Below are 25,350 nucleotides of genomic sequence, written 5' to 3' on the forward strand. Positions count from 1 at the left end.
GTGTTAAGCGCCACTTTCGTGAGATTCCCGACGACTCGTGGCAAATCCCTTGGAAAAGTCACTAGACTGGGGCGCAGGTCTAGAAATCTTGTGAGTATCGGTGGCCATTATTCACGTCCTCGGGCTACCACCGGCTCAAGCTAGAACAACGTAGAAATCAGGGAAGAGGCGTTGCACGTGCCAGAGCAAGCACACCACCGACTTACTGAAGAGTTTGGTGGAAACGAGTGGCTAGTAGACGAGCTGTACCAGCAGTATCTCGTCGATAAGAACTCGGTCGATAAGAAATGGTGGGACATTTTCGAGTCCCTCACCACCGAAAACAACGCACCGGCAGCACCGGCAGCACCGGCAGCATCCGCGGCCAAGGCCGCGCCGAGCGCGCCGCCGGCGGCGGCAGCGGCGGCAGCGGCGGCGAAACCTGCTCCTGCAGCCAACGGCCAGGGCGCACCACGCGCCGCGGCCGAGGCGCGCAGCACCGAATCGGCTCCCGCGCCGGCCGCGGCCAAAGCCGAACCAGCAGCAAAGGAAGCAGCGCCGAAGACTGCTCCGATTCCGGCCCAGGCTCCGAAGGCAACGCCTTCCACCGGGCTGTACGGCGAGGAGAAGCGCACCCCGTTGCGCGGGCCAATGAAGGCCATCGCAACCAATATGGATGCTTCCCTCACCGTGCCGACCGCCACCACCGTGCGCGCGGTTCCGGCCAAGGTGATGATCGATAACCGCATCGTCATCAACAACCACCTCAAGCGCGCCCGCGGCGGCAAGATCTCCTTCACCCACCTGATCGGCTTCGCCGTGATTCGCGCGCTGAAGCAGATCCCGTCGATGAACGTCACCTACGATGTGATCGACAAGAAGCCGACCGCCGTCCAGCCGGCCCACGTGAACTTCGGCATCGCCATCGACATGCCAAAGCCGGACGGCTCGCGCATGCTCGCGGTCCCGAATATCAAGGTCGCCGAGACCCTGAGCTTCAACGAGTTCTGGGCCACCTACGAAGACCTGATCAAGCGGGCCCGCAACAACAAGCTGACCGCCGACGATTACTCCGGCACCACCGTGTCGCTGACCAACCCCGGTGGCATCGGCACCGTGCACTCGGTGCCGCGCCTGTCCAAGGGCCAGGCAGCGATCATCGGTGTCGGCGCGCTGGAATACCCGGCCGAGTACCGCGGATCATCCGAGAAGACCGTCGCGTCCCTCGGCATCGGCAAGCACATCACGCTGACTTCCACCTATGACCACCGCGTCATCCAGGGTGCCGGTTCGGGCGAATTCCTGAAGCTGGTCGAGGCACTGCTGCTCGGCGAGCAGGGCTTCTACGATGAGATCTTCGAGCAGCTGCGCATCCCTTACGAGCCGGTGCGCTGGGCCATCGACAACCAGGTCGACGTCGACCTGGCGGTCAACAAGGTCGCGCGCATCCAGCACCTGATCAACTCCTACCGCGTGCGCGGCCACCTGATGGCCGATACCAACCCGCTGGAATACGTCCAGCGCAAGCACCCGGACCTGGACATCCAGACCTATGGGCTGACCCTGTGGGATCTGGATCGCGAATGGGTTGCCGGCGGGCTGGGCGGCAAGAACCGCGCGCTGCTGCGCGACGTGCTGGGCATCCTGCGCGACGCCTACTGCCGCACCACCGGCACCGAGTACATGCACCTGCAGAACCCGGAAGAGCGCGAGTGGTTCCAGGCGAAGCTGGAGTCCGGCTACGCGAAGCCGACCCGCGACGAGCAGCTGCGCATCCTGAGCAAGCTGAACGCCGCCGAGGCCTTCGAAACCTTCTTGCAGACCAAGTTCGTCGGCCAGAAGCGCTTCTCCCTGGAGGGCGGTGAGTCGCTGATTCCATTGCTCGACGCGATCATCTCCGACGCCGCCGACGAGCAGCTGGACGAGGTGGCCATCGGCATGGCGCACCGCGGCCGCTTGAACGTGCTGACAAACATCGCCGGCAAGACCTACGCACAGGTCTTCCGCGAATTCGAAGGCACCGCAACCCCGGGCTCCGTCCAGGGTTCGGGCGATGTGAAGTACCACCTGGGCACCGAGGGCTCCTACACCTCGGACGCCGGCAACGCCACCAAGGTCTACCTGGCGGCCAACCCGTCGCACCTGGAAGCCGTGGATCCGGTGCTCGAGGGCATCACCCGCGCGAAGCTGGACCGCATGGGCTCGAAGAACAACGTGCTGCCGATCCTGGTGCACGGCGATGCGGCCTTCGCCGGCCAGGGCGTCGTCTCCGAGGTGCTCGCGATGAGCCAGCTGCCCGGCTACAAGACCGGCGGCACCGTGCACGTGATCGTGAACAACCAGATCGGCTTCACCACCGCTCCGAGTTCTTCGCGCTCTTCGGTGTACGCCACCGACGTGGCACGCACCGTGCAGGCACCGATCTTCCACGTCAACGGGGATGACCCGGAGGCAGTGGTGCACGTGGGCCAGATGGCCTTCGAGTACCGCCAGAAGTTCGGCAAGGACGTGGTCATCGACCTCATCTGCTACCGCCGCCGCGGCCATAACGAGGGCGACGACCCCTCGATGACCCAGCCGATCATGTACAACCTGATCGAGGCGAAGCGCTCCACCCGCAAGCTGTACACCGAGGCCCTCGTCGGCCGCGGGGACATCACCGCGGAAGAAGCCGAGAACGTGCTGGCCGAATACAAGGAGAACCTGGAGCGCATCTTCTCCGAGACGCATGCCGCCCAGACCTCCCCGATCCCGATCATCACCCCGGGTTCGACCATCAACGACCTGGAGAAGCCTTTCGCGCAGGCCGCCGACGAGAACACCGTCGACGGCGCCCGCGGATCGGCGATCAGCGAGCAGACGCTGGCGAAGATCGGCGCGGCCCACCTGGCGGTGCCCGAAGACTTCACCATGCACACCAAGCTCAAGGCATTGCTCGAACGCCGCGAGAAGATGTCCCGCGAAGGCGGCATCGACTGGGGCTTCGCCGAGCTGGCGGCCCTCGGCTCGCTGTCCATGGAAGGCGTGCCGGTTCGTCTGGCAGGCCAGGACTCGCGCCGCGGCACCTTCGTGCAGCGCCACTCGGTCTTCCACGACCGCGAGAACGACAACGAGTGGTACCCGCTGCACCACCTGAGCGAAGGCCAGGCACCGCTGTGGATCTACGACTCGCTGCTTTCGGAATACGCGGCCCTCGGCTTCGAATACGGCTACTCGGTGGAGCGCCCGGATGCGCTGGTGATGTGGGAAGCGCAGTTCGGTGACTTCGTCAACGGCGCGCAGACCGTGATCGACGAGTTCATCTCCTCGGCCGAGCAGAAGTGGTCGCAGTCCACCTCCCTGGTGATGCTGCTGCCGCACGGCTACGAAGGCCAGGGGCCGGACCACTCCTCGGCGCGCATCGAACGCTTCTTGCAGATGTGCGCGGAGAACAACATGGTGGTCGCCCAGCCTTCGAACGGTGCCAACCACTTCCACCTGCTGCGCCGCCAGGCCTACGCCCGGCCACGCAAGCCGCTGATCGTCTTCACCCCGAAGCAGCTGCTTCGCTTGAAGGCCGCGGCCACTTCGGTGGAGGACTTCACCACCGGCGGCTTCCAGGAGGTCATCGGCGACAAGTCGATCGCCAACGCGGATGCCGTGGAGAAGGTGCTGCTGGTTTCCGGTCGCCTGTACTACGATCTGCTCGCCGCGCGCACCAAGGCGCAGGACGAGAAGGTCGCGATCGTCCGCGTCGAGCAGCTCTACCCGGCTCCGGCCGAGCAGATCGCTGCCGAGCTGGCCAAGTACCCGAACGCCACGGTTTCGTGGGTTCAGGACGAACCAGCCAACCAGGGCCCATGGCCGTTCTTCGGCCTGTACGTCGCCCCGGAGCTTGAGAAGAAGGTCACCCTGGTCTCGCGTCCGGCCTCGGCCGCGACCTCTGCCGGTACCGCTAAGCGTCACGACGCCGAAGCCGCGGTGCTGCTGAAGCAGGCCTTCGCCCGCTAGCCGACACGCTCGGTTGAACGGCGCACAGCCGGCGAACCCGACCCCGTCAACACGGAGCCGGGTTCGCCGGCTGTGGCATTTAACCCGCCTTGTCCTCCCCGATCCGGCAAGTCAACACTGCTAAGGTTGACAAAGATTTAGATTTCCCAACGAAAGGTCGCCAAGTTGGAGTTTCGCACCATCCGCATCACCGCCATCGGCGATGAGCTACTTGCAGGACATGGCGACCCGCGTGCGCTGGGCTGGTTCGGCCGCGTGCTGGCTCGGACCCAGGACCCGGCATTGCGCTTGCAGTCCTTCGTGCTCGCCAGCCCCGCCGAAGGTTCCGAGGCCTTAGCCGAACGCTGGATGGGGGAAGCCTCCCGCCGTTTCGGCGATCAGGTGGAAAACCGCCTGGTCATCGCGCTCTCCGATCGCGACGTCGACCTCGGGCTGACCACCGCGCGCAGCCGGCTGAACCTGGCCAACATTCTCGACTCGGCCTCGCAGATGAGCATCAAGGCCTTGCTCGTCGGCCCGGCCCCGGGCTTGGACGACGCGCGCAACGAACGTGTCGCGGAATTGAACCGGGTCTATTCGGATGTGGCCCTGCGCCGCAACCACCACTACATCGACACCTTCACCCCGTTGCGGGCGCATTCGCAGTGGCGCAGCGACCTGACGGCTTCCGGCGGAGTGCCCGGACAGGCCGGCTACGGGCTGATGGCGTGGCTGGTGCTGCACCGCGGCTGGTACTCCTGGCTGGACCTGCCCGAACCCGACGCCAGCTAAGCCGTCGGACCGCGAATCGCGGCCCGGGCCTCTGGTTAGGGAAATCACATCAAGGTGTGAAAGACTACTAGCCGACCCGAGAAATCGGGAAGAGAAATATTGATCGCGCAAAGGAGTCACCATGTCGAAGCGTTCGCGTAAGCGTAAAGATCGCAAGCGTGGCGGTGCCAACCATGGCAAGCGCCCAAACAGCTAAGCGATGCGAGTAAAAAGAACCCCGTAGCATTCGAAGTTTTTCGAAGGATACGGGGTTTTTCTTATGCCCTTTGGCCGCCTGCGCCTCGCACCGGCGGCAAAAGCGTGAAAATCAGTGTCCGGATTCGATCCGAATCTGCGAAATACGCGTGATGATATTCGCCTTCAGCTGCTGCGGGGCATGCTCCTGGCAGCTGCGGCGCACCACCGAACGGATAATGCATTCCAGGTCGTACTGCTCGGTGCATTCCGGGCAGTGGTCCAGGTGTGCCTTGACGTCTTTGAGGTCATTGAGCGTCAACGCACCGTCTAGGTATTCATAGATGCGCACCATGCGGTCATCGGCGCAATCCCCCAATGAGTTACAGTCCATCGCTACTTCTCTGCTTTCTTCGCTGTGGCCTTGGTTTTGCTCTCCGCCGGCTTGATGCCGCGGTCGGCTGCATAATCTGCGAGTAGTTCACGCAACGACTTGCGTCCGCGATGCAACCGAGACATCACCGTGCCGATCGGCACCCCGAGGATTTCGGCCGCTTCCTTGTAGCTGAAGCCCTCGACGTCCACGAAGTAGACAGCCATCCTGAAGTCCTCGCCGATGGACTGCAGCGCAGCCTTCACATCGGAGTCCGGCAGGTGGTCCAAGGCCTCGGCCTCGGCGGAGCGCAACCCGGTGGAGGAATGCTCCATCGCGGCGGCCATCTGCCAGTCCTCGACCGTGTCGGTGGAGGTGCGTTGCGGCTCGCGCTGCCGCTTGCGGTACAGGTTGATGTAGGTGTTCGTCAGAATCCGGTACAGCCAAGCCTTCAGATTCGTGCCGGGCTTGTACTGATGGAATGCCGAGTAGGCCTTCGTGAAGGCCTCCTGCACCAAATCTTCGGCGTCCGACGGGTTGCGCGCCATGCGCAGCGCCGCCGAGTACAGCTGGTCGACATAGCCCAGCGCATCGCGTTCGAAGCGCTCGCGACGTTGTTGATCGGTCTCCTTGCTCACATCGGGCAAGTCCGTGTCCACGGTGTTATCAGTCATCACCACAGAGTCTACGCGCTTGGCCCGATGGCTGGACAGGGTGCGGCTCACACCGGGGCAAGCCGTCTGCTGCGTCTGAATGTCTTCAATCGTCGTCACACTTATCTCAACCGCGGTAGCTATGCGGATATTCCCGCCACGCTCTCGGCTAGAATTGTGCCAAGAGTCCGACGGCTGATTTGAAGGAAGTGCGATTATCTCTGTGAGCACTCATGGAAGCGAGCTGAACTGGTGGGAGGCACCTTTTGCCTCCGGCGCGCTGGATGCGACGGTGAGCGTTCCGGCGTCGAAATCCTTCACCAACCGGTATCTGGTGTTGGCCGCGCTGGCAGATTCACCCTCCACGATCCACAACACGCTGATCAGCCGCGATACGGAACTGATGCTGCGTGCTCTGGAGCAGTTCGGCGTGCGCGTTCAGCGAACCGCGCAGGAGGACGGCTCCACCACGGTGGTGCTCACCCCCGGTGGCCCCGCGGGCGCCGAAACCCCGCGCGTGGACTGCGGGTTGGCCGGCACCGTGATGCGCTTTGTGCCCGCACTGGCGGCAGTCACCGGGGCGAAGGTCCACTTTGACGGGGACCCCGCCGCCCGGGTGCGCCCGATGGCCCCGGTGCTCGACGCGCTGGCCGCGCTCGGCGTCGAATTCGATTTCCACGCACAGCCCTCCATGCTGCCCTTCACCATGGATGCCTCCGCGGTGGCCGCGCGCGAATCGGTCACCATCGACGCTTCGGCCAGCTCCCAATTCATTTCCGCGATGCTGCTCATCGGGCATGCGCTGCCCGGCGGGCTGCACCTGCGGGCCGCCGCAGGGCATATCGCCAGCCCCGACCACATCCTGATGACCGTGGCCACGCTGCGCGAACTAGGCGTTGCGGTCGCGGAAGACGCCGACGGGCGCGGCTGGCAGATCGCTCCCGGCGCCATCGCCGGCTTCACCGTCACCGTGGAACCGGATCTCTCGAATGCCGGACCGTTCCTGGCCGCGGCGCTGGCCACCGCGGGCACCGTGCGGGTGCCTTTCTGGCCCGAAAACACCACCCAGGTCGGGGGCAAATGGGTGCAGATCCTCAGCGCCATGGGCGCCGAGGTCTCGCGCTCCGCGGACGGGGTGCTCTCGGTGCGCGGTTCCGGAACCATCCACGGGATCGACTACGCGGACGCCTCCGAACTGGCTCCCACCCTGGCGGCGCTGTGCGTGCTGGCCGATGCGCCGAGTACGCTGCACGGCATCGGGCATCTGCGCGGCCACGAAACCGACCGGCTCGCCGCGCTGGAAACCGAGCTGTCCAAGGTGGGCGCCCGGGTGCGCGCCACCGAGGATGGGCTGCGCATCGAACCCGGGGCGCTGCAGGCGGCGGACCTGCACAGCTATGAGGACCACCGGATGGCCACCGCCGGCGCGCTGCTGGGTCTGGCCATCGAAGGGGTGCGCGTGGAGAACATCGCCACCACCGCAAAAACCATGCCCGATTTCCCGCAGCTCTGGGCGCAGATGGCCAGCACCGCAGCGCCCGGCGCACCGGGTCAGGCAGGCTGATGAGCTACAGCGAATACGACGATTTCACGGTGCGGGTCCGGCCCAACAAGAAGGGCTCCCGCCCGCGCACCAAGGAGCGCCCGGCCTACGAGAAGGCGGTCATCGGACGCATCATCACCGTGGACCGCGGCCGCTACACGGCAATCCTGGACGAGGACACGCCCGAGGAGCGGATCGTGGTCGCCGCGCGCGCCCGCGAGCTGCGCCGCCAGGCGGTCGTGCCCGGGGATCTGGTGGCGCTGGTCGGCGACACCAGCGGCAAGCCGGACACCCTGGCACGGCTGGTGCGCATCGAGGAACGCACCACGCTGCTGCGCCGCAGCGCCGATGACACCGACGCGACCGCGCGGGTGGTCGTGGCGAATGTCGACAAGCTGGTGATCGTGGTCGCCGCCGCCAACCCCGAGCCGCGCACCGGCTTCGTGGACCGCGCCCTGGTGGCCGCCTATGATGCCGGGATCCAGCCGGTGCTCTGCGTGACCAAGGCCGATGTGAAGGACCCGGCCGAATTCCTGGGCCACTACGAGGGGCTGGCGCTGCCGGTAGTCATCTCGCGCACCACCGGGGATGAGGCCACCGGCGTGGATGCGCGCGGTGCCGACGGATCCAGCGCCCGGCTAGCGGTCGGCGCGCTGGAGGAACTCGAAGAACTGCTCTCGGGCTGCGTTTCGGTGGTGCTCGGCCATTCCGGGGTGGGCAAATCCACGCTGGTCAACGCGCTGACCGGATCCACCCGTGCCACCGGGCAGGTGAACTCGGTGACCGGCCGCGGCCGGCACACCTCATCGAATGCGCTGGCGCTGCGCCTGGGCGAGGCCGCCGGCGGCTGGCTGATCGACACCCCCGGCATCCGGTCCTTCGGGCTGGGCCTGGTGGATCCGGACAATATCCTGGGCGCTTTCGAGGAGCTGGCAGATATCGCCACCGGCTGCCCGCGCGGCTGCAACCACCAGGCCAACGCCGCCGGCTGCGCGCTGGAAGCCTGGGTGCAGGATCCGCAAACGCCTCCGGCCGCCGCCTCCCGGCTGGCTTCCTACCGCCGACTGATCACCACCGAGGACACCACGCACGAGAAGGAGCTGGGCGCGCTCTAGCGCCACCACACCATGGCCGAATACACCTTGCAGCAAGACCTTGAATTCGCCTTGGCGATGGCCGATAAGGTCGATGCGCTCACCTTGGCCCGCTACGGTTCCAACGACCTGCGGGTGGAAACCAAACCCGATATGACCCCGGTCTCCGACGCGGACCGCGGCGCCGAGGAACTGATCCTCGCAGAGCTCGCCGCGCACCGCCCCGAAGATTCGGTGCTCGGCGAGGAATTCGGGGTGCACGGCACCGGGTCCCGGCGCTGGGTCATCGACCCGATCGACGGGACGAAGAACTTCGTGCGCCGCGTGCCGGTGTGGGCGACGCTGATCGCGCTGCTCATCGACGACGAGCCGGTGCTCGGCGTGGTTTCCGCTCCGGCGCTTTCCCGCCGCTGGCATGCGGCCACCGGGCTGGGGGCATTCGTCACCGAGCCGGGCAGCGAAGGCCAACGCCGCTTGGCGGTCTCGGCGGTGGCCGAACTGCCCGACGCCTCGCTGTCCTACGCGTCGCTGAACGGCTGGAAGGAGCGCGGCAAGCTCGATGGCCTGCTCGAACTGCTTGGGACGGCCTGGCGCACCCGCGGCTATGGCGATTTCCTGTCCTACGCGCTGGTCGCCGAGGGCGCGGTGGACGCCGCCTTCGAACCGGAACTGGAGCTCTACGACATGGCCGCGCTGGTCCCCGTCGTACGCGAGGCCGGTGGCCGCTTCACCAGCATCGCCGGCGTGGAGGGCTGCCACGAAGGCAACGCGCTGGCCAGCAACGGGAAGCTGCACGACGCGATCCTGCCCTATCTGAACCGCGGCTAGCCATGCCCGGATATGATCCGCGCAAGCTGACCACCAGCGAGGAAGACTACCTCAAGGCGCTGTACCTGCTCACCGAGTGGGAAGAGACACCGGTCGGCACCGGTGCGCTGGCCGACCAGCTGGGCCTGTCCCCCGCCTCGGCCACCGCGATGGTGCAAAAGCTGGCGGCCAAGAACCTGGTGGACCATATTCCGCGCGGGGCCATCTCGCTTCGCGCCACCGGGCGGCGCGAAGCGCTGCGCATGGTGCGCCGGCACCGCATCCTGGAGACCTTCCTGCGCGATGAGCTCGGCTACGGCTGGGACGAGGTCCACGACGAGGCTGAACAGCTCGAGCATACCGTCACCGACCGATTCATCGACGCGCTGCATGCACGTCTGGGCCACCCGGCGGTAGACCCGCACGGAGACGCAATCCCCTCGGCCGCCGGCGTGCTGGCCGCACGCGATGCGCAACGGCTGGACCGCTTCGACGGACCGCGCGCGGTCATTTGCCGGGTCAGCGACGAGGACCCGGATTTCCTGCGCCGCGCCAAGGACCTGGGGCTCGTCCCCGGAGCGGTTATCGAGATTCCGCACGGCCTGGATTACATCTCGGCATCGCTGATCTGGGTTCGCGAACTGTGATCCGCAGGGAGACCGTCTACCGGCTCTTTGCGGTAGCAATTGGCGGCGCACTCGGAGCCTACGTCCGGGTCGGGGTGGACATGCTCCTGCCAGCCAACGAGTGGGCCGCGTCGACATTGCTGGTCAATGTGCTGGGCAGCACCGCCCTGGCCGGGCTGAGCGCCTACGGCGCCCGCAGGCCATTGAATCCGCTGCTCCAGCTGGCCGCCGGTACCGGTTTCTGTGGCGCATTCACCACCCTGTCCACCGTGCTGCTGCTCTTCACCGCGATGAGCGCCACCGGCTACCTGGGCTATTTGGCCCTGACCGTCGCCCTGTGCCTGGCCGCGGTCTTCACCACCCACCGAGTCATCCTGCGTCTGGTCCCAGCGTCCGAGGGCCGCCCATGATCGGGCTCTTGCTGCTGGCTGGGGCGCTGGGCGCGGTGGGACGATATCTGCTTGACAGAGCGCTTCCTGCCACCCATGGCGATACCCACAGCCTCTGGCGTGGCTGGCCGCTCGGAATCCTCGCCGCCAACATCGTTGGAACCTTCGCGCTGGGCCTTTTCCTTGGCTATGCGCACGCTCACGGACTAGAGCTCGCTCGGGATAACTTCGCCGGCAGCACATCTACCGCGGACCGGCTATGGTTGCTGACGACCGGATTCTGCGGTTCGTTGACGACGGCAAGCACCCTCTTCGTCGGCTTCCACCTGCTCTACGAGGTAAACCGCGCCCGCGCCATCATGTTCCTGTTAGGCACGCTGTCACTGGCCGGAACCGCCGGGCTGCTGGGCTGGTTGCTGAACGTCTAAACCTTGCGTGGCGGGTATGAGCAAGGGCCCGGTCAGCCGACCGAGCCCCTCATTACTTGCAGCGAAAACTTAGCGTGCCGCGCGGCGTCCACGATTTTGGCTGCGCTTGGCATCCTGTGCAGGTTGCGGCGCGACCGGTGCACGCTTCTCGCGGTCATGTGGAACCACATATCCGCCGGTAGCCAGAATCAAGATTGCGCTAATTCCAGTCAAGGAAAGCATCGCGATCGCCCAGATTTGCGATTGATCGGTGAATGAATGATCCACGCTCAGCCAGAGCACGTAGGCACCGACCAGGTAAATCAGATGAATGAGCATCAAGCGTGTGCGCAAGCGGAGCCGGAACTTCGCCTTAGGCGAGAAGAACAGCGCCCAGATGATCAGCAAAGGCACCACGACCACGAGGATCGCTGGAATCGTCGGCCAGGGAATGAATGCGATGGCGGCCAGCGCGGCGGCGAAAAGCAATCCAACCTCGAGGAGGAACGCGATCACAGCATAGATTGCCGAAATTGCCGGTGATACCCGCTGGGAACCGTTTTTACCCATCGTTTTCGATCTCACTCCGTTTCAGCGATCTGGCCATCGGCTTGGCCGTTCTGTTTAAGTCTAGGTGGTAAACGGCAGCCCCGCGACATGGACTCGCTCGCAAGGCTCCTTGTTACCTATCATATCCACAGCTGGGAGGGCCCGAAACCGGTGGTCCGAAGCCTGCTGGAGACCGGAGTTAGTCGAGTTGCAAACGTTGCGCCATCAATATTCATTGCCGCGGCCACCGCAAGGTTCCGCAAGGTTCCGTAAGCGATTCGTCCTCGACCACTCTGCCTGGATCTGCCCTATCCGCTGGATTATTGCTCGCAGTAATTGCCGGCCGAAAGATTTTCCCACGAAACCGCTGGGCAGGTGGCCGTGGTTCTGCATCGTCTGACGATATTTCTCCACCCCGAACGATACAACTCCTGCCGATGCCTGACGGAGGATTCCTGACGAGATTAGCCCCGCACCCCCTGGCAGTTGCGCTGCCCCTTGCCGGCTTTACCGCCGATGAAGTGCCCCGGGATCTCGGATGACGCCCGCCTTTGAGTCGGGAACTGGGGCCAACATCGGTTCCACCGAGCTGCGCTACTATGCCAATGAGCTCACCACGCCGGAGAACCCGCAGCAATCAGCCGACGAGAAAATAAACCAATACCTCAATGGTCTGGTAGCTCGAAGCATCGCAGCCTTCAAAGGCTGGACACCGCAGCACGGAACCACAAGCTGGGAATCGCCGGAGACAAGTTCATTCGTGATCACCGTCGAGGACGCCTACTGGGTGTACCTTCAGGCCGCGCATGCCTACGCCGAGGCTGTGATGTCCGGGTGGGATACGCGTCGCCTCAGCTGCATCATATGACCCCGAGAACGCCGGACAGCAGCAGTAGCGTTGCCATTTTCCGCGAGGATCCCTCGGACCTTGATTGAAAGAAACGATTGGAAGGTAACGAGGTGCCGCGTATCGTGTTGAGCCATGGTCGCGCGGCCAATGGTCAAGCCGATTTGGGCGTCGAGCAAAAAAGAAGCCCCGGGATCACTAGGATCCCGGGGCTAAAATACGTGGAGATGGGGAGAATTGAACTCCCGTCCGATGTGGTGTTGCCAGGTCTTCTCCGGGCGCAGTTTGCTGCGGATTTTCTCTGCCCCAACCATCACGCAAACATGTGGTTGATCCAGGCACAGTTACCAAAATATGTACCCAACAGCGGTAACGGCCGCTGGATACAGGGGCTATCTAAATGACGTAAGGTACAGGGGCGATAGCATCCCCTGGCTTACGGACTGTCTGGCTGCTTAGGCAGCGAGAGCGAAGTCAGTGCGCTTTGAGTCGGCACTTATTGTTTTGCAAAGAGCGTTTACGAGATAACTTTGCATCCTCGGCCCGCTTCATCTGTCGCGACTCACACCGTCGAAACCGATCATCCCCGTATTTTGTTGTCAGTCCCGGTTTCCCGGGTACAACCACACCAAAGGTGCGTTAAACAATCATAGCGCAATCTTGGAGGGTATCCCAACGAGTTTCGCCTCACGCTTATGCGTGTCCGCGATTACGCTCTCGCATTGCACGCAGTGCTTCGCGGTTATCTTGCTGTTCACGCAGCGTCTGTCGCTTATCGTATTCGCGCTTACCGCGAGCCACGCCGATTTCGATCTTCGCGCGCCCGTCTTTGAAGTACAACTTCAGCGGGACGATGGTCAGGCCTGACTCAGAGATTTTTCGTTCGATCTTAAGCAGTTCTGCACGATGCAGCAAGAGCTTGCGGCGGCGGCGTGCGGCATGATTAGTCCACGAACCGTTCAGGTACTCAGGAATGTAGCAATTCTCAATGTAGAGCTCATTGCGGTAGAACTGGCCGAATCCGTCCACCAGCGAAGCTTTACCTTCGCGCAGCGACTTGACCTCGGTCCCTGTCAGCACCATGCCCGCTTCGAAGGTATCTAGAATCTCAAAATCGTGGCGCGCTTTGCGGTTGCTCGCGATGATGCGATCTTCTTGGTTCTTCTTAGCCATGACACTCCTTGCATGTCGCGGGCGGATTCCCGCGCACAAATAACAAGTCTAACGCTAGAGAAGTCCCAATGGGTTCACGTGCGAACCGTTGATGATCGTTTCGAAGTGCAGGTGGCAACCGGTCGAGTTGCCGGTGGTGCCCACGTACCCGACGACCTGGCCCTGGTTGACGTGCTGGCCGTTGCTCACAGCGATACGTGAAAGGTGGTGGTAGTTCGTTGCCAAAGCCTTGCCCTTGACGACACCGTGCGAAACAGTCACCTTGTTGCCCGAGGAACCACCCCATCCGGCGAACCACACTTCACCACTGGTAGCTGCGACAACCGGCGAACCACACTGGCCACCGAAGCCCCAGTCAACGCCTGCGTGAACATAGCCGCCGCGACCGGTGTAGTCGATGGTTCCCGCCGGGGTCGGACGCCAGCCGAAGCTGGAAGTAATACGCGAGCTGCTCGTTGGCTTGATCAAGCCCCAGCTACTTGGTTCCGCGCGGGATTCGGTTTTCGGTTTTGCCTTGGGAGCGACGTATTGCTTCTTCTTGTACGTCTGCTGCTTCCGCTTCGCTTCGGCGGCTTGGCGCTCCTGCTCGGCCTCGTAGGCTGCCTTCTCTTTGGCGATGCGCTGACGCTCCGCCTCGGCTTCCTTGCGAGCTTTCTCCTCCGCCTTGCGCTTGCGCTCGGCTTCTTCGCGGATCAAGCGCTCTTGGCGTTCTTTGATCTGCTGGTTAACCGTGGCGTATTCCTGCTCTTGCGACTTCAGCTTCGCCTGAATCTGCGGCTTCTTAGATTCCAGCTCGGCACTGAGTGATTCGGTGCTGGCCACGAGGGCGTTCAGTTCATCTTTGGCCGATTGCGCTGCATCGCGAGCGCCCTGTTCCTGCGCGAGAGCTTCTTCGGCTTGCCCCTTGAGCGAAGAAATTTCTTCCTCTACGGCGGCCAGGCGAAGTTTGTTGCTTTCGTCCGTTGCCTTCTCTTGCGCCAGATCGTTATATACGGCGTTCTGAGAATCCATAGCCCTATTGGCCATGTCGAGACCTTCGGCCATGGCAGTGGCTGAGTCCATGTTCAGGATCATGTCTAGACCACTAGAAACTCCACCGCGCTTGTATGCCTCGGAGGCGATCTGCGCCATGGTGTTTTCAGCTTCAGCAATCTTGGCTGCGTTTTCTTCGATCGCCTTGGCAACCTTGTCACGCGTGGCCTGGGCGCTGATCAACCGATTCGTCAGGTCAGCGACGGTGGCTTGGGCATTCGCTACACGGCTTTGCGCGTCAGCCAAGGCCGCTTCTGCCACCGGAACTTGTGCTTGTTGCTCTCGCAGCTTGCGATCCGTCTCAACGATATCCGCGTCTAGGACTTCCATATCCTGTTCGAGGTTGTCGATGTTCTGTTCGACCTTTTCCTTACGGTCATCCAATTCGTCGGCGAGTACGATCCCCGCCGGCAAAGTAAGTGACAAAGCAAGGGCTCCACCGATGGTGGCGCGTAGGAACTTACGTCGCACCGCGTTGGACAGCATACTGCTCCTTAGAGGTTTTTGTGCATCAAGTTCTGAAGTTCGACCAAAGATAACGAACAACTAAACCTTCAGGTAACGCTTCAACGTTACCACTGAAGAAATTGTGGCCAAAACGATACCAATAATCAAGAGCCCTGGAGCAACGAGTAGAACTTCATTCGTCGAAATGAAGGCAACTCCAACGTTTTCGTTGGCGAGTTTATCTTGAACAAGGAACTTCACAAGCAGCCACAGGGTGCCCGAAGCAAGTAAACCACCGATAACGGAGGCAATCACGCCTTCGATAATAAACGGAAGTTGAATGGTCGTTTTCGAAGCGCCGACTAAACGCATAATCGTGGTTTCCAGACGCCGGTGCATCGCAGAAAGTTGAATGGTCGTGCCGGTCAACAGCACCGCGCAGGCAATCATCACGATCGCCACCACCGCCGCGGCGGCCGATGCTACTCGTACGAGCTGGAAAACCTTTTCCAAAAGTTCGCGTTGGTCCACCACCGAATCCACGCCCGCTACTGTGGAGAACGCCTCGTTGATCACCGGATATTTCTCCGGGTCAACTAGCCCAACACGGAACGATTCCGGAAGCTGATCTTCGGTGACCTGATCGACAAGTGAGGAGTTCTTGTACTGCTCCTTGAAGTTCTTCAGCGCATCAGACTTCGACTCATACGCGAATTCCTTGATGTACGGAGCCATCTCGTCAGATTCCAGCAGGTGCTGGATACTCGTGCGCTGCTCATCGGTGACCCCCTCGCCGGCGCAATTCGGCGCGGCGGTGTTGTCGTCGCACAAGAAGACCGCAACTTCCATGCGGTCATACCAGTAACCCTTCATCTGGTTGATCTGCAGCTGCAGCAACGCCGAAGCGCCCACGAAGGTCAGGGATACGAAAGTCACCAAAACAACAGAGACGACCATGATGACATTTTGCCGAAGGCCCTTAGCAGCCTCGCGGAGGATGAATCCTAGTCTCACTGGTCCTCGTCCTTCTCTACGTTCGTTGCGAGCTCGCCAGATGCTTCCTTAGCGGCCTCACCGGTGAGCAGCTCGCGAGAACCATCTTGATTAATTACGGTAGTCATCGCCGTGTACTGACCATCAGCTTCGTCGCGGACGACGTTGCCCTTACTCAGTTCAATGACGCGATGACGGAATTCGCTGACCAGTTCGTGTGCGTGCGTGGCCATCAGCACGGTGGTGCCGTTCTGGTTAATCCGATCAAGCACGTTCATGACCTCGACGCTGTTTTTGCGGTCGAGGTTACCAGTCGGCTCATCGGCAAGCAGGATCGATGGCTTGTTCACGATGGCGCGGGCAATACCCACACGCTGCTGCTCGCCACCTGAAAGTTCGGTTGGTTTACGGCGGGCCTTATCTTCTAGTCCGACCATTCTCAGCGCGTCCGGAACACGTTCACGAATTTGCGCGCGTGAGGCACCGATAACTTCCATCGCAAACGCGACGTTATCGAACACGGTCCGTTCGCGAAGCAGTCTGAAGTCCTGGAACACGAATCCGATGTCGCGGCGCAATTTGGGCACGCGTCGGCTCGGGATACGGTTCAGGTTTTGACCTGCAACGTATACCGCTCCGTCCGTGGCTCGTTTTTCGCGCAGTATCAAGCTCAGAAAAGTAGACTTTCCCGAGCCGGATTCTCCAACTAAGAAGGCGAATTCGCCACGGTTAACCTCGATGTTTACGTCATTCAAAGCAGCATTCTTCTGCTTCGGCTCGTAAACCATCGAGACATTTTCGAATTTAATCATGTCTTCAATCGCTAGTTGCCGTCGGGGCGCGACCCACGGAAACTCAGGTCGAGATCGAACGTTTTTGATGCGCCAGTCTTCCAAACCTTATCGGTGCAACGTGAACATCGCGTGCGGCTGGGACGGTGTGTTGTCACATTCATGCTGTTTCCACAGGCTTGGCGCAAACCGTGAAACACGGTGACCTGACTACTTTTTCGTCAAACAAGTGGCCCCGGTGACCTTCCGCACATCAGCGGTACTTCCGGATAATTCAAGGGCCCGGCCTATCCAACAAGGGATCTGATCTGGCCGCTGTTAAATATCTCGGGGGTAAGCGTCGGCACATGACCGGCACTTACCCCCCGAATTTAGAATGCTAGATCAGCGGGTGGCCATTGCGCTTTGCTGCGCGGGCCTCGATGATGAAGGCCCTGCCAATAAAGATCGCCACTCCGGCAACGACCACGGGCCAGGCCAATACGTAAATGGTGAGTGCCAGCATGTTTATCCCTTCCCCTTCGGAGTATTCGTACCTTCGGTTTTATCCGCACCACTTGTGGCGGTGCTGATTAGTTCTTCGACCGGGTCGAAGTCGCCAGCGCGCTCGGCGATGACCGCGAAGTCAAAGTCTTCCTTGGAACGGAACGACATGAAGTAACAAATCAAGGTACTCACCGAGTAAGCGACGAGCGAGGCGGTCAAGGTCGTGTAGTCACGCAAGAAGCCGAAGCAGAATGGTGCTGCGACGAGCGAGGCGATGGTGCCGACGATCAATGCAGGACGCAGCCCAAAGAAGCCGAAACTCATCAGACCAAGCACAATGCCGATACCAAGAATCGCCAGGAGCTCAATGACTATGGCGGTGAATCCGACCATTGGAATCAAGTCGAAACGCACCGGAATGAAAACAGCCAAGGCGGCCAATACCGCTGCGGTGAAGGCCTTGTTTGTGACCTTTTTCCAGTAGAAGCTGGCAAGCACTGGGAACACCAAAGCTCCCCAGAGTGCACCGACGAAGACCAAAAGGTCAAGGATGTTCAATTGCAAACTAGCGAGGCAGACCGCCAAGACCGTTGCCACGATCATCGTGATACGTCCAACCAACAACATGGTCTTCGGATTGGCTTTCTTCTTGCCTGCAACGTTCTGACCGTAAACATCGGCCATCATGATCGATGACAAAGCAGCTAGGTCCGAGTCAGCGGTGGATGAAAGCGCACCGATGATCATCACGAAGAACAGAGCCAACAAGATACCAGGCAGGTAGCTCATGGCCATTTCCGGAATGATGTTGTTGACGTTGCCATCGGTTGGTTCGAAGCCTAGGTACAGGGCTAGTACGCCGATCATGCCGACACCGATAACCATGGCGCCGTAGCCGATGGTGGCGGTGATGAAGGTCGGCTTGATCAAATCCTCGCGAACAGCGAACAGACGCTGTGCGATGGTTTGGTTACCGATTGCGTAAGCCAACACCGCTGCGATATACGGGGCACCCTGGTTCAGGAATGCTTCGGAAGAGAAGAAGTTCGACTGTTGGGCGCTCAGGTTGCCGGCACCGGTCTCGAACGCCGCGGGGAATCCTGCAGCGAAGAAAATGAACGGGACGATGATTGCCACGGCACCAAGCATCGCCATAACTTGCATGAAGTCGGTGAGAACCGAGGCGCGGAATCCGGACCACAGCGTGTAGAGCAGTACGCCACCGGCTACCGCGAGTACGCCTTGAATGAAGTTGAAGGGAGAGAGCATGGAGATGAGCACGCCACCGGCGATGAAGTTGGACATCAATGAAATGACCGAACCGACGATGTTCGAACCGGCTAGCATCAGCTGGCTAGAGCGACCGTGGCGGGCGTGCATAACTTCGGCCAGGGTATGGGCCTTCGGTGCGACTTTACGGATCCGCTTACCGAACGGGTAGATGAACAGAATCATCAGGGCGCCCCAGAGACCGTAGTGAATAGGACCACTGATGCCGTAGGTGTAGCCCGAGGCGGCGGAGGCATACATTGAGGATGCCCAGATCCATGTCGCGGTCATACTGGCCGCGGAGATTCCGAATCCGATTTTATTGCCTGCGGTCATGTAACCGTCGGCGTTTTCATTTTTCTGGCCAATCTTCGTGGAAACAAAAAAAGTTCCCCCATAGAATAAGACCAGTAAAAGTACGATGATCAAGGCGCTGAAACCGACCGTTTCCGGGTTGTTCACACGCCACCTCCTTCAAACGACGTAGTTGAGAATTGGCATCTTCCGAGGCAAGCCTCGGAACCTTTGATGCGTGGTTCGCACGTCTCATCCCGCGAAATGATTCGCGAGGATTCGCTTAGCCGACGTACATAAGCCCTCTATCCATCAATCACTTCCTTCACTCATCGTTACGTATCGTTTTCAGTTACTTCGCATCCTTGTACTGGCACGCAAAGAGCTGCCCCGATTCCGGGACAGCACGGTCGCATTAATGCGATTTCTTTCCTTAAAAACCGAAATGCCACACACAATTGCGCGCGAACATCCGTTCAAATCCATAGATTCTCGGTTGTTCATTCGTTGCCGTGGTCTCGCAAAATGATGCACCTAATTTTCGCGTCTACCTGCCATTATCGATGGCGCTTCCGACGGCTTCAAAGAGGCCAAGGTGCCTACATCGAGCGGGTTCTGAGCTACTAGAATCGCGAAAACCGCAGGGTGCAATGCCCGCAGCAACCATTTCATCCTAGCATGTACTCGATTTTCAGGTAGCTGAATTCCTAGGATATCGCCTCGAAATCGGCGATAAACTTGAACTTTTTAGTTCTAAAAATTAGAGAAATTTGGAAACAAAAAAGCCTGAAACTATTTCAGTTCCAGGCCTTTGAGTTAGTTCGCGGGGCGTCGGTTTCCCGCTCGCCAACGGATTCCAGCGTCAATGAAATCATCGATTTCACCGTCGAGTACCGCCTGAGTGTTGCCGACCTCGTGTTCGGTACGCAGGTCCTTAACCATCTGATAAGGGTTGAGCACGTAGGAGCGCATCTGATCACCCCACGATGCTTTAACGTCTCCAGCCAGCTCCTTCTTCTGCGCACTTTCCTGTTGCTTCTTAATCAGCAACAGACGCGACTGCATGACGCGCAAGGCGGCGGCGCGGTTCTGGATTTGTGATTTCTCGTTCTGCATCGACACCACGGTGCCAGTGGGAATGTGCGTCATGCGGACCGCCGAGTCGGTGGTGTTCACGCTTTGGCCGCCTGGTCCCGAGGATCGGAAGACGTCCACTCGAAGCTCGGATTCGGGTATTTCGATGGTGTCGGTCTGTTCGATCAGGGGCACAACTTCCACCGCAGCGAAGGAGGTTTGACGGCGCCCTTGATTGTCGAATGGTGAGATCCGTACCAGGCGGTGGGTTCCGGCTTCGACGGAAAGAGTTCCGAAGACGTATGGCACGTCGATTTCGAAGGTAGCGGATTTCAACCCTGCTTCTTCCGCATAGGAGGTATCCATTACGGTGGCCTTGTAACCGTGCTTTTCCGCCCAGCGCAGGTACATGCGCAACAGCATTTCGGCGAAGTCTGCGGCATCGACGCCGCCGGCTCCGGCACGGATCGTCACCACCGCACCGCGCGAATCGAACTCGCCATTGAGCAATGTGACGATTTCCAGCTCATCCAGCGCCTTGTGGATCGAGATGAGTTCCTTGTCCGCTTCGACCAGGGTTTCGTCGTCGTCTTCCATTTCGGCAAGTTCCACGAGAACTTCAAGATCGTCAATTCGCGTGCGCAACTTATTCAGGCGTTCAAGTTCTGTCTGGCGATGGGACAGCTTGCTAGTGACAACTTGCGCGCTGGCTGGATCATCCCATAGGTCAGGGACACCGGCCTCTTCCGAAAGCATGGCGATATCGGCCTTGATTTGAGCAACGTCGCTTACGTCCTCAATCGCAGAGAAAGTGGATCGAAGCGAACGAATTTCAGCGGAGAAGTCAGTTTTTGCCATAGTTATCTAAGCCTACGCCATGAAAGCGGACGGCTTAAGCTCGCGACACTATCTGCTCAAAACGGTGCGCGCGGAGGAATTGACGCTGATATTCACCCCGGACGGGACGATCCACCCGATGATCGGTGGCTGCACCGAACCAGTCAGAGATAAACGCGCGCCTTGGCCATCGGGCAGAATCTGTACCGATCCAATGGCAAGATTATCGACACGCTGTCCCGCGTCCACATCCTGCAGATAGCGCTGAACTGCCGCCCGCACTTGAGCCTGGTTCAGTTCGATCCGTGGCTGACCTCCGTCGGCTACAAATTCGAACTCATCCACGGCCGCGACAATCGCACCATCGGCGACGGACAAAAGCTGGCGCGCTTTGAGGTTCACCGCGCTGGCGGCGAGCACCACCGAGATAGTCAACAAGGTGATCGCGCACAACCCAATGGCAAGCACCAGCGACTGCCCGTCCTCGGCGCGGGCAGTACGCAGCAACCTCGGCCACCTCCCGCCGCTATCCAAAACGGTCGATTCGTTGTGTCGAGGCAGCGTCGACGGTGAAAACGGAGACATCAAAGTAGTCGGAGACAAACGGCAGCTGCACGCGCAAGGACACTTGAATCGTGACGATGCTACCGGGGCTCAGACAATCAAGATCGCAGGATATCTGCGTGCTGGCACCGGATAAACCGAAGTTATTCATCGCACGCTCCACCACCTGATGGGCGTTGGAATGCGCCTGGGCGGGAGTATCGGCGACGGCGAAGACCTTGGCGGCTTGGTCGGCCGCGCCGACCACTGCATAGGATCCTGCCTGGAGTTGACCGGCCGCGAGGATCAGGTAAATCATTGGGATCAGCAAAACCGTGGAGGCGAACACAAATTCCACGATGGCGCTGCCTTCATCGTGCGAGGCACGGGGCGTACTTTTAGCCATAACGCACCGCATCGCCGCGAACACTCAAATTCCACCCGTTGGGCAGTAGCCCGATCAACGGCACCCGCGTCGACACGGTGACGCTCACTAGCTGGCTTTCCCCAACCGCGCTCGTTGACACCTGCACGTTTTGGGCGAAACCACTATGCAAGGATTCGGCAATCAACAGGCGGGTTCGACCGCCCGCGTCGGCTGGAGTTCGGTTTGCCAACGCCCCGTAGTGCGCGCCGTTGGCCGCCGCGTCGGTGAGCGTATTGCGCACATGGAGCACCAGCGTCAGTTGAATCAGCGTTAACGTGATGACGATCAGCAAGCTGGTGATCATAACGAATTCGGCCACGGCCGATCCTGCCTCATCCGGGCCTTGTCTCCGGAAGCGACGTCGTACCACGGTCGCGGCGCTGCTCATCTTCGCGGACCCCTGGCTCAGCCTAATCCAGAGACTCGATCGATCGCCTGGTTGAAGAGGTCTTGCAAACGCGGACCAGCGATGGCCAACAACGCGGCAACGAGCAGAGCGGACATTAAGGTGATCATGACCCATCCGGGGACGTCGCCGCGCTCTTCGCGCAGCTTCACCGTGAATTGACGCCAGAAATTCTGGCAACCTTCGGACAGCCGTAGTGACATGATCAGAAGCCACGATTGGAAGCTTGACATGGGATTACTTCCTAACATTTTTTGCGTTTGGCAAATACTGTGATCTTGCGGCAAATTGTCAATAGCTCATCTCCAAGAGTGCTAGGCCGGGGAACACCGCAAATACGATGGTCAACGGCAGGACTCCAAAAACTATTGGAATCAGCATGCTGATTTCACGTTTTCCGGCAACTTCCATCAGCTCTCGCTTGGAGGCATCACGCACATCTTGAGCCTGATCTCGGAGCACCTGTGCCAGCGGCGTGCCTCGCTCTGTGGCCACGACGATCGCGTCGACGAACCTGGTCATCGCCCCAACTTGGATACGATCGGACATATTCTGCATTGCCTGAATCATCGAGTTGCCGGCGTGGATTTCGTTGAGCGTTTCGGTGAATTCATCGCCAATCACCCCATGGCAGATACGCGAGATCCGTTCGATCGCCCCGGTGGTCGATTCACCGGCTCCCACAGTGAGGGCGAGAACCTCCGCAACCGTGGGGAATTGCGTGAGAACCTTGCGGGCACGACGCTGAATCTGTTCGTTCAGCCACCATCCACGGGCCATGAACCCGAGCATGCCGCAGCCGAGCGCCACGATGAGAGCGAAAGCGAAATTTATGGGCCGGCTCAGCGCGAGCAGGGCCATGAGCGCCGAGCCGGCCAGCAGGCCAAACAGCGCGCAGATGATCTCTTGCGAGCGGTAGTCCACAACGCTGGCTTTCAATCCTGCGGCACGAAGCCGCTTGCGTACGGTCTCGGTGCCGGGGCTGTGCAGGCTGGCGAGGCGTTTGATCTGGTTCAGCAGCGGCGCAGCGAATTGCACCACCGCCGGGCTCCGCGATTCGGCCCGCCAGGAATCTTCGAGCATCCTCGAAGAACGCATGCCCACACGGATGTGCGGGGCAACGCGTTCGGCGAAGGACATCGGACGCCAAGCGGGCAGGTTGACGATGATCATCCATAAGCCCAGGCCGAAGCCGAAGCCGCACAGCACCGCCCACGGGATCAGCGAGTTCATGCCAGCACCCGCTCTTCGACCGGCAACGTGCCAAGGCGCAGCATCACCCGATAGCAGAACAGCGAGATGAGCAGTCCAGCGATGAGTACTACCACTCCGCCCGAGGTCAGGTAGGCGTTTTTCGCCGCGTCTTGGGTACCGAGCACCAGCAACAGGATCCAGGGGGCCGCAACCGCCAGCCGGGCCGCGGAAACGATCCACGACTGGCGGGCGGCCAGTTCTCCCCTGGTGCGCACGTCATCGCGCAAAAATGCTGCCAGGGTGCTCAAGGTTTGCCCCAGGTCGGTACCGCCGACCTCGCGGGTGATGCGCAGCGTGGCCAGGATCTTATCGGAGACCGGATCCGCCAGCCGCGCACCCAATTGCTCAAGTGCAATGGAAAAATTGGAGGTGGCCCGATAGTCCAGGGCGAAGTCGCGAAAGGCCGGGCGCAGCAGTTCTGGTCCCATGCTGCCCAGCTGGCTCAACGATTCGGGCAGCGATAGCCCGGCCCGGATGGCGCTGCGCAGGTGATCAACCACCTCTGGCCACTGTTCGTGCAACGCCGCCTGTCGTTTAGCCGCCTGATGGCGCAGATACACCCATGGCGCCCACAGCCCGAAGAGCAAAAACACGCTGGCAAAAAGCCACGAACCGGTCAAAGCGAGGGTGATCAGCACGAACACCAGTCCATTGGCCGCGCAGATCGCCACAAATTTTGCCGGGCTCAGGCTTACGATGCCCGCACGCAGCAGGGACAACCGGATCGCCGACTGGCGTTTGGCCCGCGGCGGAGTGGGGTCGAAAAGCAGCCAGTCCACTATCAACGCGATGCCCAGCCCGCCGAGTAATCCTAGAAATGCGATCATGAGCGTTCCATCAGCAATTGGGCGACGTTAATCCCGGCGAGCGCGAATTTCTCGTGCGCCCAGTCGGCTCCTGATGCCTGGTTCAGCTCGCCCTGCCCGTATTCGAAAAGCGTTGAGGTTTCGAACTGGCCGTCCTCCACCCGGCCCCGCACGCTGAGGATTTCCTGCACGTAGCGTTTTCCGCTCGGGTCGCGGGTGCAGTGCACCACCAGGTCGATGCAGGCGGCCACGGTCCGCACGGTGAAGTCGCTGGTGATATTGGGTCCGGCTAACAGCGGCAGGGTGCAGATCTTGGTGATTGCATCGCGCGCAGAGTTCGCGTGCAAGGTGCACAGTCCGGCGATGCCTGAGTTCAAGGCGATGAGCATGTCCAATGATTCGGCCTCGCGCACCTCACCTACGATGATTCGGTCCGGGCGCATGCGTAGCGCTTCCTTGACCAGCCGACGCATGGTGATTTCCCCGGTGCCCTCCAAGTTTGCTAGACGGGTTTGCATGCTGACCACATCGCGCAGGGCCAGATTCAGTTCGAAGATCTCCTCGATGGTGATGATGCGTTCGCGCGATCCGATGGAGGATGCCAAACAGTTGAGCATCGTCGTCTTGCCAGCTTGGGTAGGACCGGTGACCACCACGTTGAGCCCTGCGGCGATCGACCACCCTAAGAAGGCTGCCCCATCCTGGCTGAGCGAACCGATTTCCACCAAATCTTCGAGCTTCGTTGCGCGGGCGATGAATTTACGGATGTTCACCGCCCAGTGTTCGTGGGTGATGTCCGGGATGACTACGTGCAGTCGGGAGCCATCGGGCAATTGGCAGTCCACGAAGGGTTGGGACAGATCCAACCGGCGCCCAGAGGATTTCAGCATTCGTTCCACCAGGCCGGCTACCTCGTCGGATTCGAGCCTGATATGCGTCAGTTCGCTTTGCCCGCCACGCGCGCAAAAAACCTGTTGCGGCGAGTTGATCCATATTTCTTCGACGTTGGGGTCATCGAGCAGCGGTTGCAGCGCCCCGAATCCTGCCACATTGTCGAAGACCGAACGGCGAACCTGATCGAGCGATCCGATGGCCGGGACCGCGCCGAGCAGGGAACGTTCGTCATAGTCACGCAAGACATCGTCAATCAGGGATCTGATGAGCGCAGGTTGTCTGCCAGGGTCCAGTCCGCGCCGGCGCACCAGCTCTCGCACTTCGTCTTCCACGATGGATAGCGCGTCCACGTCAAAGTCCTTAGCCGAAACTATGAAAATCGTTCCCGAATGCTTCGAGGTACACCGGCGAGCGCGGCACCG

At 60.8% G+C, this 25,350-nt stretch carries 27 protein-coding genes and 1 other RNA gene; 10 read left to right on the forward strand and 18 right to left on the reverse strand.

Translation table 11 applies throughout. The annotated features are described in order from the left end of the window. Positions 1–177 precede the first annotated feature (177 nt). The 3 genes from CQ017_RS14595 to CQ017_RS18570 all read left to right on the forward strand — a co-directional run bounded on the left by CQ017_RS14595 (position 178) and on the right by CQ017_RS18570 (position 4,936). Positions 178–3,969: a multifunctional oxoglutarate decarboxylase/oxoglutarate dehydrogenase thiamine pyrophosphate-binding subunit/dihydrolipoyllysine-residue succinyltransferase subunit gene (locus tag CQ017_RS14595; protein ID WP_105554290.1), complete on the forward strand. Its 3,792-nt coding sequence runs from the start codon at positions 178–180 to the stop codon at positions 3,967–3,969. Positions 3,970–4,134: 165 nt separating this feature from the next. After that, positions 4,135–4,740, forward strand: coding sequence for a GDSL-type esterase/lipase family protein (locus CQ017_RS14600; RefSeq protein WP_105554291.1), 606 nt, complete (start codon positions 4,135–4,137; stop codon positions 4,738–4,740). Between the two features lie 121 nt (positions 4,741–4,861). Beyond that, complete coding sequence (locus tag CQ017_RS18570) at positions 4,862–4,936, forward strand: 50S ribosomal protein bL37 (RefSeq protein WP_374954809.1); 75 nt, start codon at positions 4,862–4,864, stop codon at positions 4,934–4,936. A 111-nt stretch (positions 4,937–5,047) separates the two neighbouring features. Here the strand turns inward: CQ017_RS18570 and rsrA are convergent, their stop codons facing one another. Together rsrA and CQ017_RS14610 are read right to left on the reverse strand one after the other, a co-directional pair. Beyond that, on the reverse strand, positions 5,048–5,308 hold the full coding sequence (gene rsrA, locus CQ017_RS14605) for a mycothiol system anti-sigma-R factor (RefSeq protein WP_096283949.1): 261 nt from the start codon (positions 5,306–5,308) through the stop codon (positions 5,048–5,050). A gap of 2 nt (positions 5,309–5,310) precedes the next feature. Beyond that, entirely contained in the window at positions 5,311–5,961 is a 651-nt protein-coding gene (locus CQ017_RS14610) for a sigma-70 family RNA polymerase sigma factor (RefSeq protein ID WP_096284260.1), read from the reverse strand. 202 nt (positions 5,962–6,163) lie between these two features. Between CQ017_RS14610 and aroA the strand changes: the two genes are divergently transcribed. Genes aroA through CQ017_RS14640 form a run of 6 tightly spaced genes read left to right on the forward strand, consistent with a single transcriptional unit; the run spans position 6,164 to position 10,827 of the window. After that, positions 6,164–7,504: a 3-phosphoshikimate 1-carboxyvinyltransferase gene (gene aroA, locus CQ017_RS14615; RefSeq protein ID WP_258133705.1), complete on the forward strand. Its 1,341-nt coding sequence runs from the start codon at positions 6,164–6,166 to the stop codon at positions 7,502–7,504. Then, positions 7,504–8,598 carry a ribosome small subunit-dependent GTPase A gene (locus CQ017_RS14620; protein ID WP_105554293.1) on the forward strand — a complete coding sequence of 365 codons (1,095 nt, stop codon included), beginning with the start codon at positions 7,504–7,506 and terminating at the stop codon, positions 8,596–8,598. The genes aroA and CQ017_RS14620 overlap by 1 nt, the downstream gene beginning before the upstream one ends. Positions 8,599–8,610: 12 nt before the next feature. Further along, positions 8,611–9,405: an inositol monophosphatase family protein gene (locus CQ017_RS14625; RefSeq protein ID WP_105554294.1), complete on the forward strand. Its 795-nt coding sequence runs from the start codon at positions 8,611–8,613 to the stop codon at positions 9,403–9,405. A 2-nt stretch (positions 9,406–9,407) separates the two neighbouring features. After that, entirely contained in the window at positions 9,408–10,031 is a 624-nt protein-coding gene (locus CQ017_RS14630) for a metal-dependent transcriptional regulator (protein WP_105554295.1), read from the forward strand. Further along, a complete protein-coding gene (locus CQ017_RS14635; protein ID WP_181148554.1) occupies positions 10,028–10,420 on the forward strand; it encodes a CrcB family protein in 393 nt (130 codons plus the stop codon). The genes CQ017_RS14630 and CQ017_RS14635 overlap by 4 nt, the downstream gene beginning before the upstream one ends. Then, the gene (locus tag CQ017_RS14640) at positions 10,417–10,827 is read left to right on the forward strand and encodes a CrcB family protein (RefSeq protein WP_105554296.1); all 411 of its coding nucleotides are present in this window, start codon (positions 10,417–10,419) and stop codon (positions 10,825–10,827) included. Before CQ017_RS14635 ends, CQ017_RS14640 begins: the two co-directional genes overlap by 4 nt. Before the next feature lie 69 nt (positions 10,828–10,896). On the opposite strand, the gene CQ017_RS14645 is transcribed toward CQ017_RS14640, so the two are convergent. After that, the gene (locus CQ017_RS14645; protein ID WP_105554297.1) at positions 10,897–11,376 is read right to left on the reverse strand and encodes a DUF2568 domain-containing protein; all 480 of its coding nucleotides are present in this window, start codon (positions 11,374–11,376) and stop codon (positions 10,897–10,899) included. 517 nt (positions 11,377–11,893) lie between these two features. Here CQ017_RS14645 and CQ017_RS14650 point away from each other — a divergent pair. Beyond that, the gene (locus CQ017_RS14650; protein ID WP_105554298.1) at positions 11,894–12,223 is read left to right on the forward strand and encodes a hypothetical protein; all 330 of its coding nucleotides are present in this window, start codon (positions 11,894–11,896) and stop codon (positions 12,221–12,223) included. A gap of 198 nt (positions 12,224–12,421) precedes the next feature. Here the strand turns inward: CQ017_RS14650 and ssrA are convergent. The 15 genes from ssrA to CQ017_RS14720 all read right to left on the reverse strand — a co-directional run bounded on the left by ssrA (position 12,422) and on the right by CQ017_RS14720 (position 25,278). Beyond that, positions 12,422–12,790, reverse strand: a transfer-messenger RNA (tmRNA) gene (gene ssrA, locus CQ017_RS14655). A 105-nt stretch (positions 12,791–12,895) separates the two neighbouring features. Next, on the reverse strand, positions 12,896–13,375 hold the full coding sequence (smpB, locus tag CQ017_RS14660) for an SsrA-binding protein SmpB (RefSeq protein ID WP_105554299.1): 480 nt from the start codon (positions 13,373–13,375) through the stop codon (positions 12,896–12,898). 54 nt (positions 13,376–13,429) lie between these two features. Next, the gene (locus CQ017_RS14665; RefSeq protein ID WP_105554300.1) at positions 13,430–14,893 is read right to left on the reverse strand and encodes a M23 family metallopeptidase; all 1,464 of its coding nucleotides are present in this window, start codon (positions 14,891–14,893) and stop codon (positions 13,430–13,432) included. Between the two features lie 60 nt (positions 14,894–14,953). Next, positions 14,954–15,868, reverse strand: coding sequence for a permease-like cell division protein FtsX (ftsX, locus tag CQ017_RS14670; RefSeq protein WP_105554301.1), 915 nt, complete (start codon positions 15,866–15,868; stop codon positions 14,954–14,956). Next, entirely contained in the window at positions 15,865–16,659 is a 795-nt protein-coding gene (gene ftsE / locus CQ017_RS14675) for a cell division ATP-binding protein FtsE (protein WP_105554302.1), read from the reverse strand. Before ftsE ends, ftsX begins: the two co-directional genes overlap by 4 nt. 358 nt (positions 16,660–17,017) lie before the next feature. Continuing rightward, positions 17,018–17,143, reverse strand: coding sequence for a putative transporter small subunit (locus CQ017_RS18250; protein ID WP_219843951.1), 126 nt, complete (start codon positions 17,141–17,143; stop codon positions 17,018–17,020). Between the two features lie 2 nt (positions 17,144–17,145). After that, positions 17,146–18,855 (reverse strand): sodium:solute symporter family protein, encoded by a 1,710-nt coding sequence (locus tag CQ017_RS14680; protein WP_105554303.1) that lies wholly within the window; start codon positions 18,853–18,855, stop codon positions 17,146–17,148. Positions 18,856–19,503: 648 nt separating this feature from the next. Next, positions 19,504–20,619: a peptide chain release factor 2 gene (gene prfB / locus CQ017_RS14685; RefSeq protein ID WP_105554304.1), complete on the reverse strand. Its 1,116-nt coding sequence runs from the start codon at positions 20,617–20,619 to the stop codon at positions 19,504–19,506. A gap of 48 nt (positions 20,620–20,667) precedes the next feature. Next, a complete protein-coding gene (locus CQ017_RS14690; protein ID WP_105554305.1) occupies positions 20,668–21,105 on the reverse strand; it encodes a hypothetical protein in 438 nt (145 codons plus the stop codon). A 19-nt stretch (positions 21,106–21,124) separates the two neighbouring features. Then, positions 21,125–21,547, reverse strand: coding sequence for a hypothetical protein (locus tag CQ017_RS14695; protein WP_105554306.1), 423 nt, complete (start codon positions 21,545–21,547; stop codon positions 21,125–21,127). Next, positions 21,540–21,887, reverse strand: coding sequence for a TadE family protein (locus CQ017_RS14700; RefSeq protein WP_258133707.1), 348 nt, complete (start codon positions 21,885–21,887; stop codon positions 21,540–21,542). Before CQ017_RS14700 ends, CQ017_RS14695 begins: the two co-directional genes overlap by 8 nt. Positions 21,888–21,973: 86 nt before the next feature. Then, a complete protein-coding gene (locus tag CQ017_RS14705; RefSeq protein WP_374954808.1) occupies positions 21,974–22,177 on the reverse strand; it encodes a hypothetical protein in 204 nt (67 codons plus the stop codon). 88 nt (positions 22,178–22,265) lie between these two features. Continuing rightward, positions 22,266–23,207 (reverse strand): type II secretion system F family protein, encoded by a 942-nt coding sequence (locus CQ017_RS14710; RefSeq protein ID WP_105554308.1) that lies wholly within the window; start codon positions 23,205–23,207, stop codon positions 22,266–22,268. Beyond that, complete coding sequence (locus CQ017_RS14715) at positions 23,204–24,055, reverse strand: type II secretion system F family protein (RefSeq protein WP_105554309.1); 852 nt, start codon at positions 24,053–24,055, stop codon at positions 23,204–23,206. Before CQ017_RS14715 ends, CQ017_RS14710 begins: the two co-directional genes overlap by 4 nt. Next, positions 24,052–25,278 carry a CpaF family protein gene (locus tag CQ017_RS14720; protein WP_105554310.1) on the reverse strand — a complete coding sequence of 409 codons (1,227 nt, stop codon included), beginning with the start codon at positions 25,276–25,278 and terminating at the stop codon, positions 24,052–24,054. Before CQ017_RS14720 ends, CQ017_RS14715 begins: the two co-directional genes overlap by 4 nt. Between the last annotated feature and the right edge of the window lie 72 nt (positions 25,279–25,350).

It is taken from the genome of Arthrobacter sp. MYb224, from assembly GCF_002975455.1.
GTDB lineage: Bacteria > Actinomycetota > Actinomycetes > Actinomycetales > Micrococcaceae > Glutamicibacter.

Bases quoted from the DNA above. Each gene is read 5' to 3' on its own strand.
- rsrA (WP_096283949.1), bottom strand. From the start codon at position 5,308: ATGGACTGTAACTCATTGGGGGATTGCGCCGATGACCGCATGGTGCGC.
- CQ017_RS14610 (WP_096284260.1), bottom strand. From the start codon at position 5,961: ATGACTGATAACACCGTGGACACGGACTTGCCCGATGTGAGCAAGGAG.
- CQ017_RS14620 (WP_105554293.1), top strand. From the start codon at position 7,504: ATGAGCTACAGCGAATACGACGATTTCACGGTGCGGGTCCGGCCCAAC.
- CQ017_RS14625 (WP_105554294.1), top strand. From the start codon at position 8,611: ATGGCCGAATACACCTTGCAGCAAGACCTTGAATTCGCCTTGGCGATG.
- CQ017_RS14630 (WP_105554295.1), top strand. From the start codon at position 9,408: ATGCCCGGATATGATCCGCGCAAGCTGACCACCAGCGAGGAAGACTAC.
- CQ017_RS14640 (WP_105554296.1), top strand. From the start codon at position 10,417: ATGATCGGGCTCTTGCTGCTGGCTGGGGCGCTGGGCGCGGTGGGACGA.
- CQ017_RS14645 (WP_105554297.1), bottom strand. From the start codon at position 11,376: ATGGGTAAAAACGGTTCCCAGCGGGTATCACCGGCAATTTCGGCAATC.
- CQ017_RS14650 (WP_105554298.1), top strand. From the start codon at position 11,894: ATGACGCCCGCCTTTGAGTCGGGAACTGGGGCCAACATCGGTTCCACC.
- smpB (WP_105554299.1), bottom strand. From the start codon at position 13,375: ATGGCTAAGAAGAACCAAGAAGATCGCATCATCGCGAGCAACCGCAAA.
- CQ017_RS14665 (WP_105554300.1), bottom strand. From the start codon at position 14,893: ATGCTGTCCAACGCGGTGCGACGTAAGTTCCTACGCGCCACCATCGGT.
- ftsE (WP_105554302.1), bottom strand. From the start codon at position 16,659: ATGATTAAATTCGAAAATGTCTCGATGGTTTACGAGCCGAAGCAGAAG.
- CQ017_RS18250 (WP_219843951.1), bottom strand. From the start codon at position 17,143: ATGCTGGCACTCACCATTTACGTATTGGCCTGGCCCGTGGTCGTTGCC.
- prfB (WP_105554304.1), bottom strand. From the start codon at position 20,619: ATGGCAAAAACTGACTTCTCCGCTGAAATTCGTTCGCTTCGATCCACT.
- CQ017_RS14695 (WP_105554306.1), bottom strand. From the start codon at position 21,547: ATGGCTAAAAGTACGCCCCGTGCCTCGCACGATGAAGGCAGCGCCATC.
- CQ017_RS14705 (WP_374954808.1), bottom strand. From the start codon at position 22,177: ATGTCACTACGGCTGTCCGAAGGTTGCCAGAATTTCTGGCGTCAATTC.
- CQ017_RS14710 (WP_105554308.1), bottom strand. From the start codon at position 23,207: ATGAACTCGCTGATCCCGTGGGCGGTGCTGTGCGGCTTCGGCTTCGGC.
- CQ017_RS14715 (WP_105554309.1), bottom strand. From the start codon at position 24,055: ATGATCGCATTTCTAGGATTACTCGGCGGGCTGGGCATCGCGTTGATA.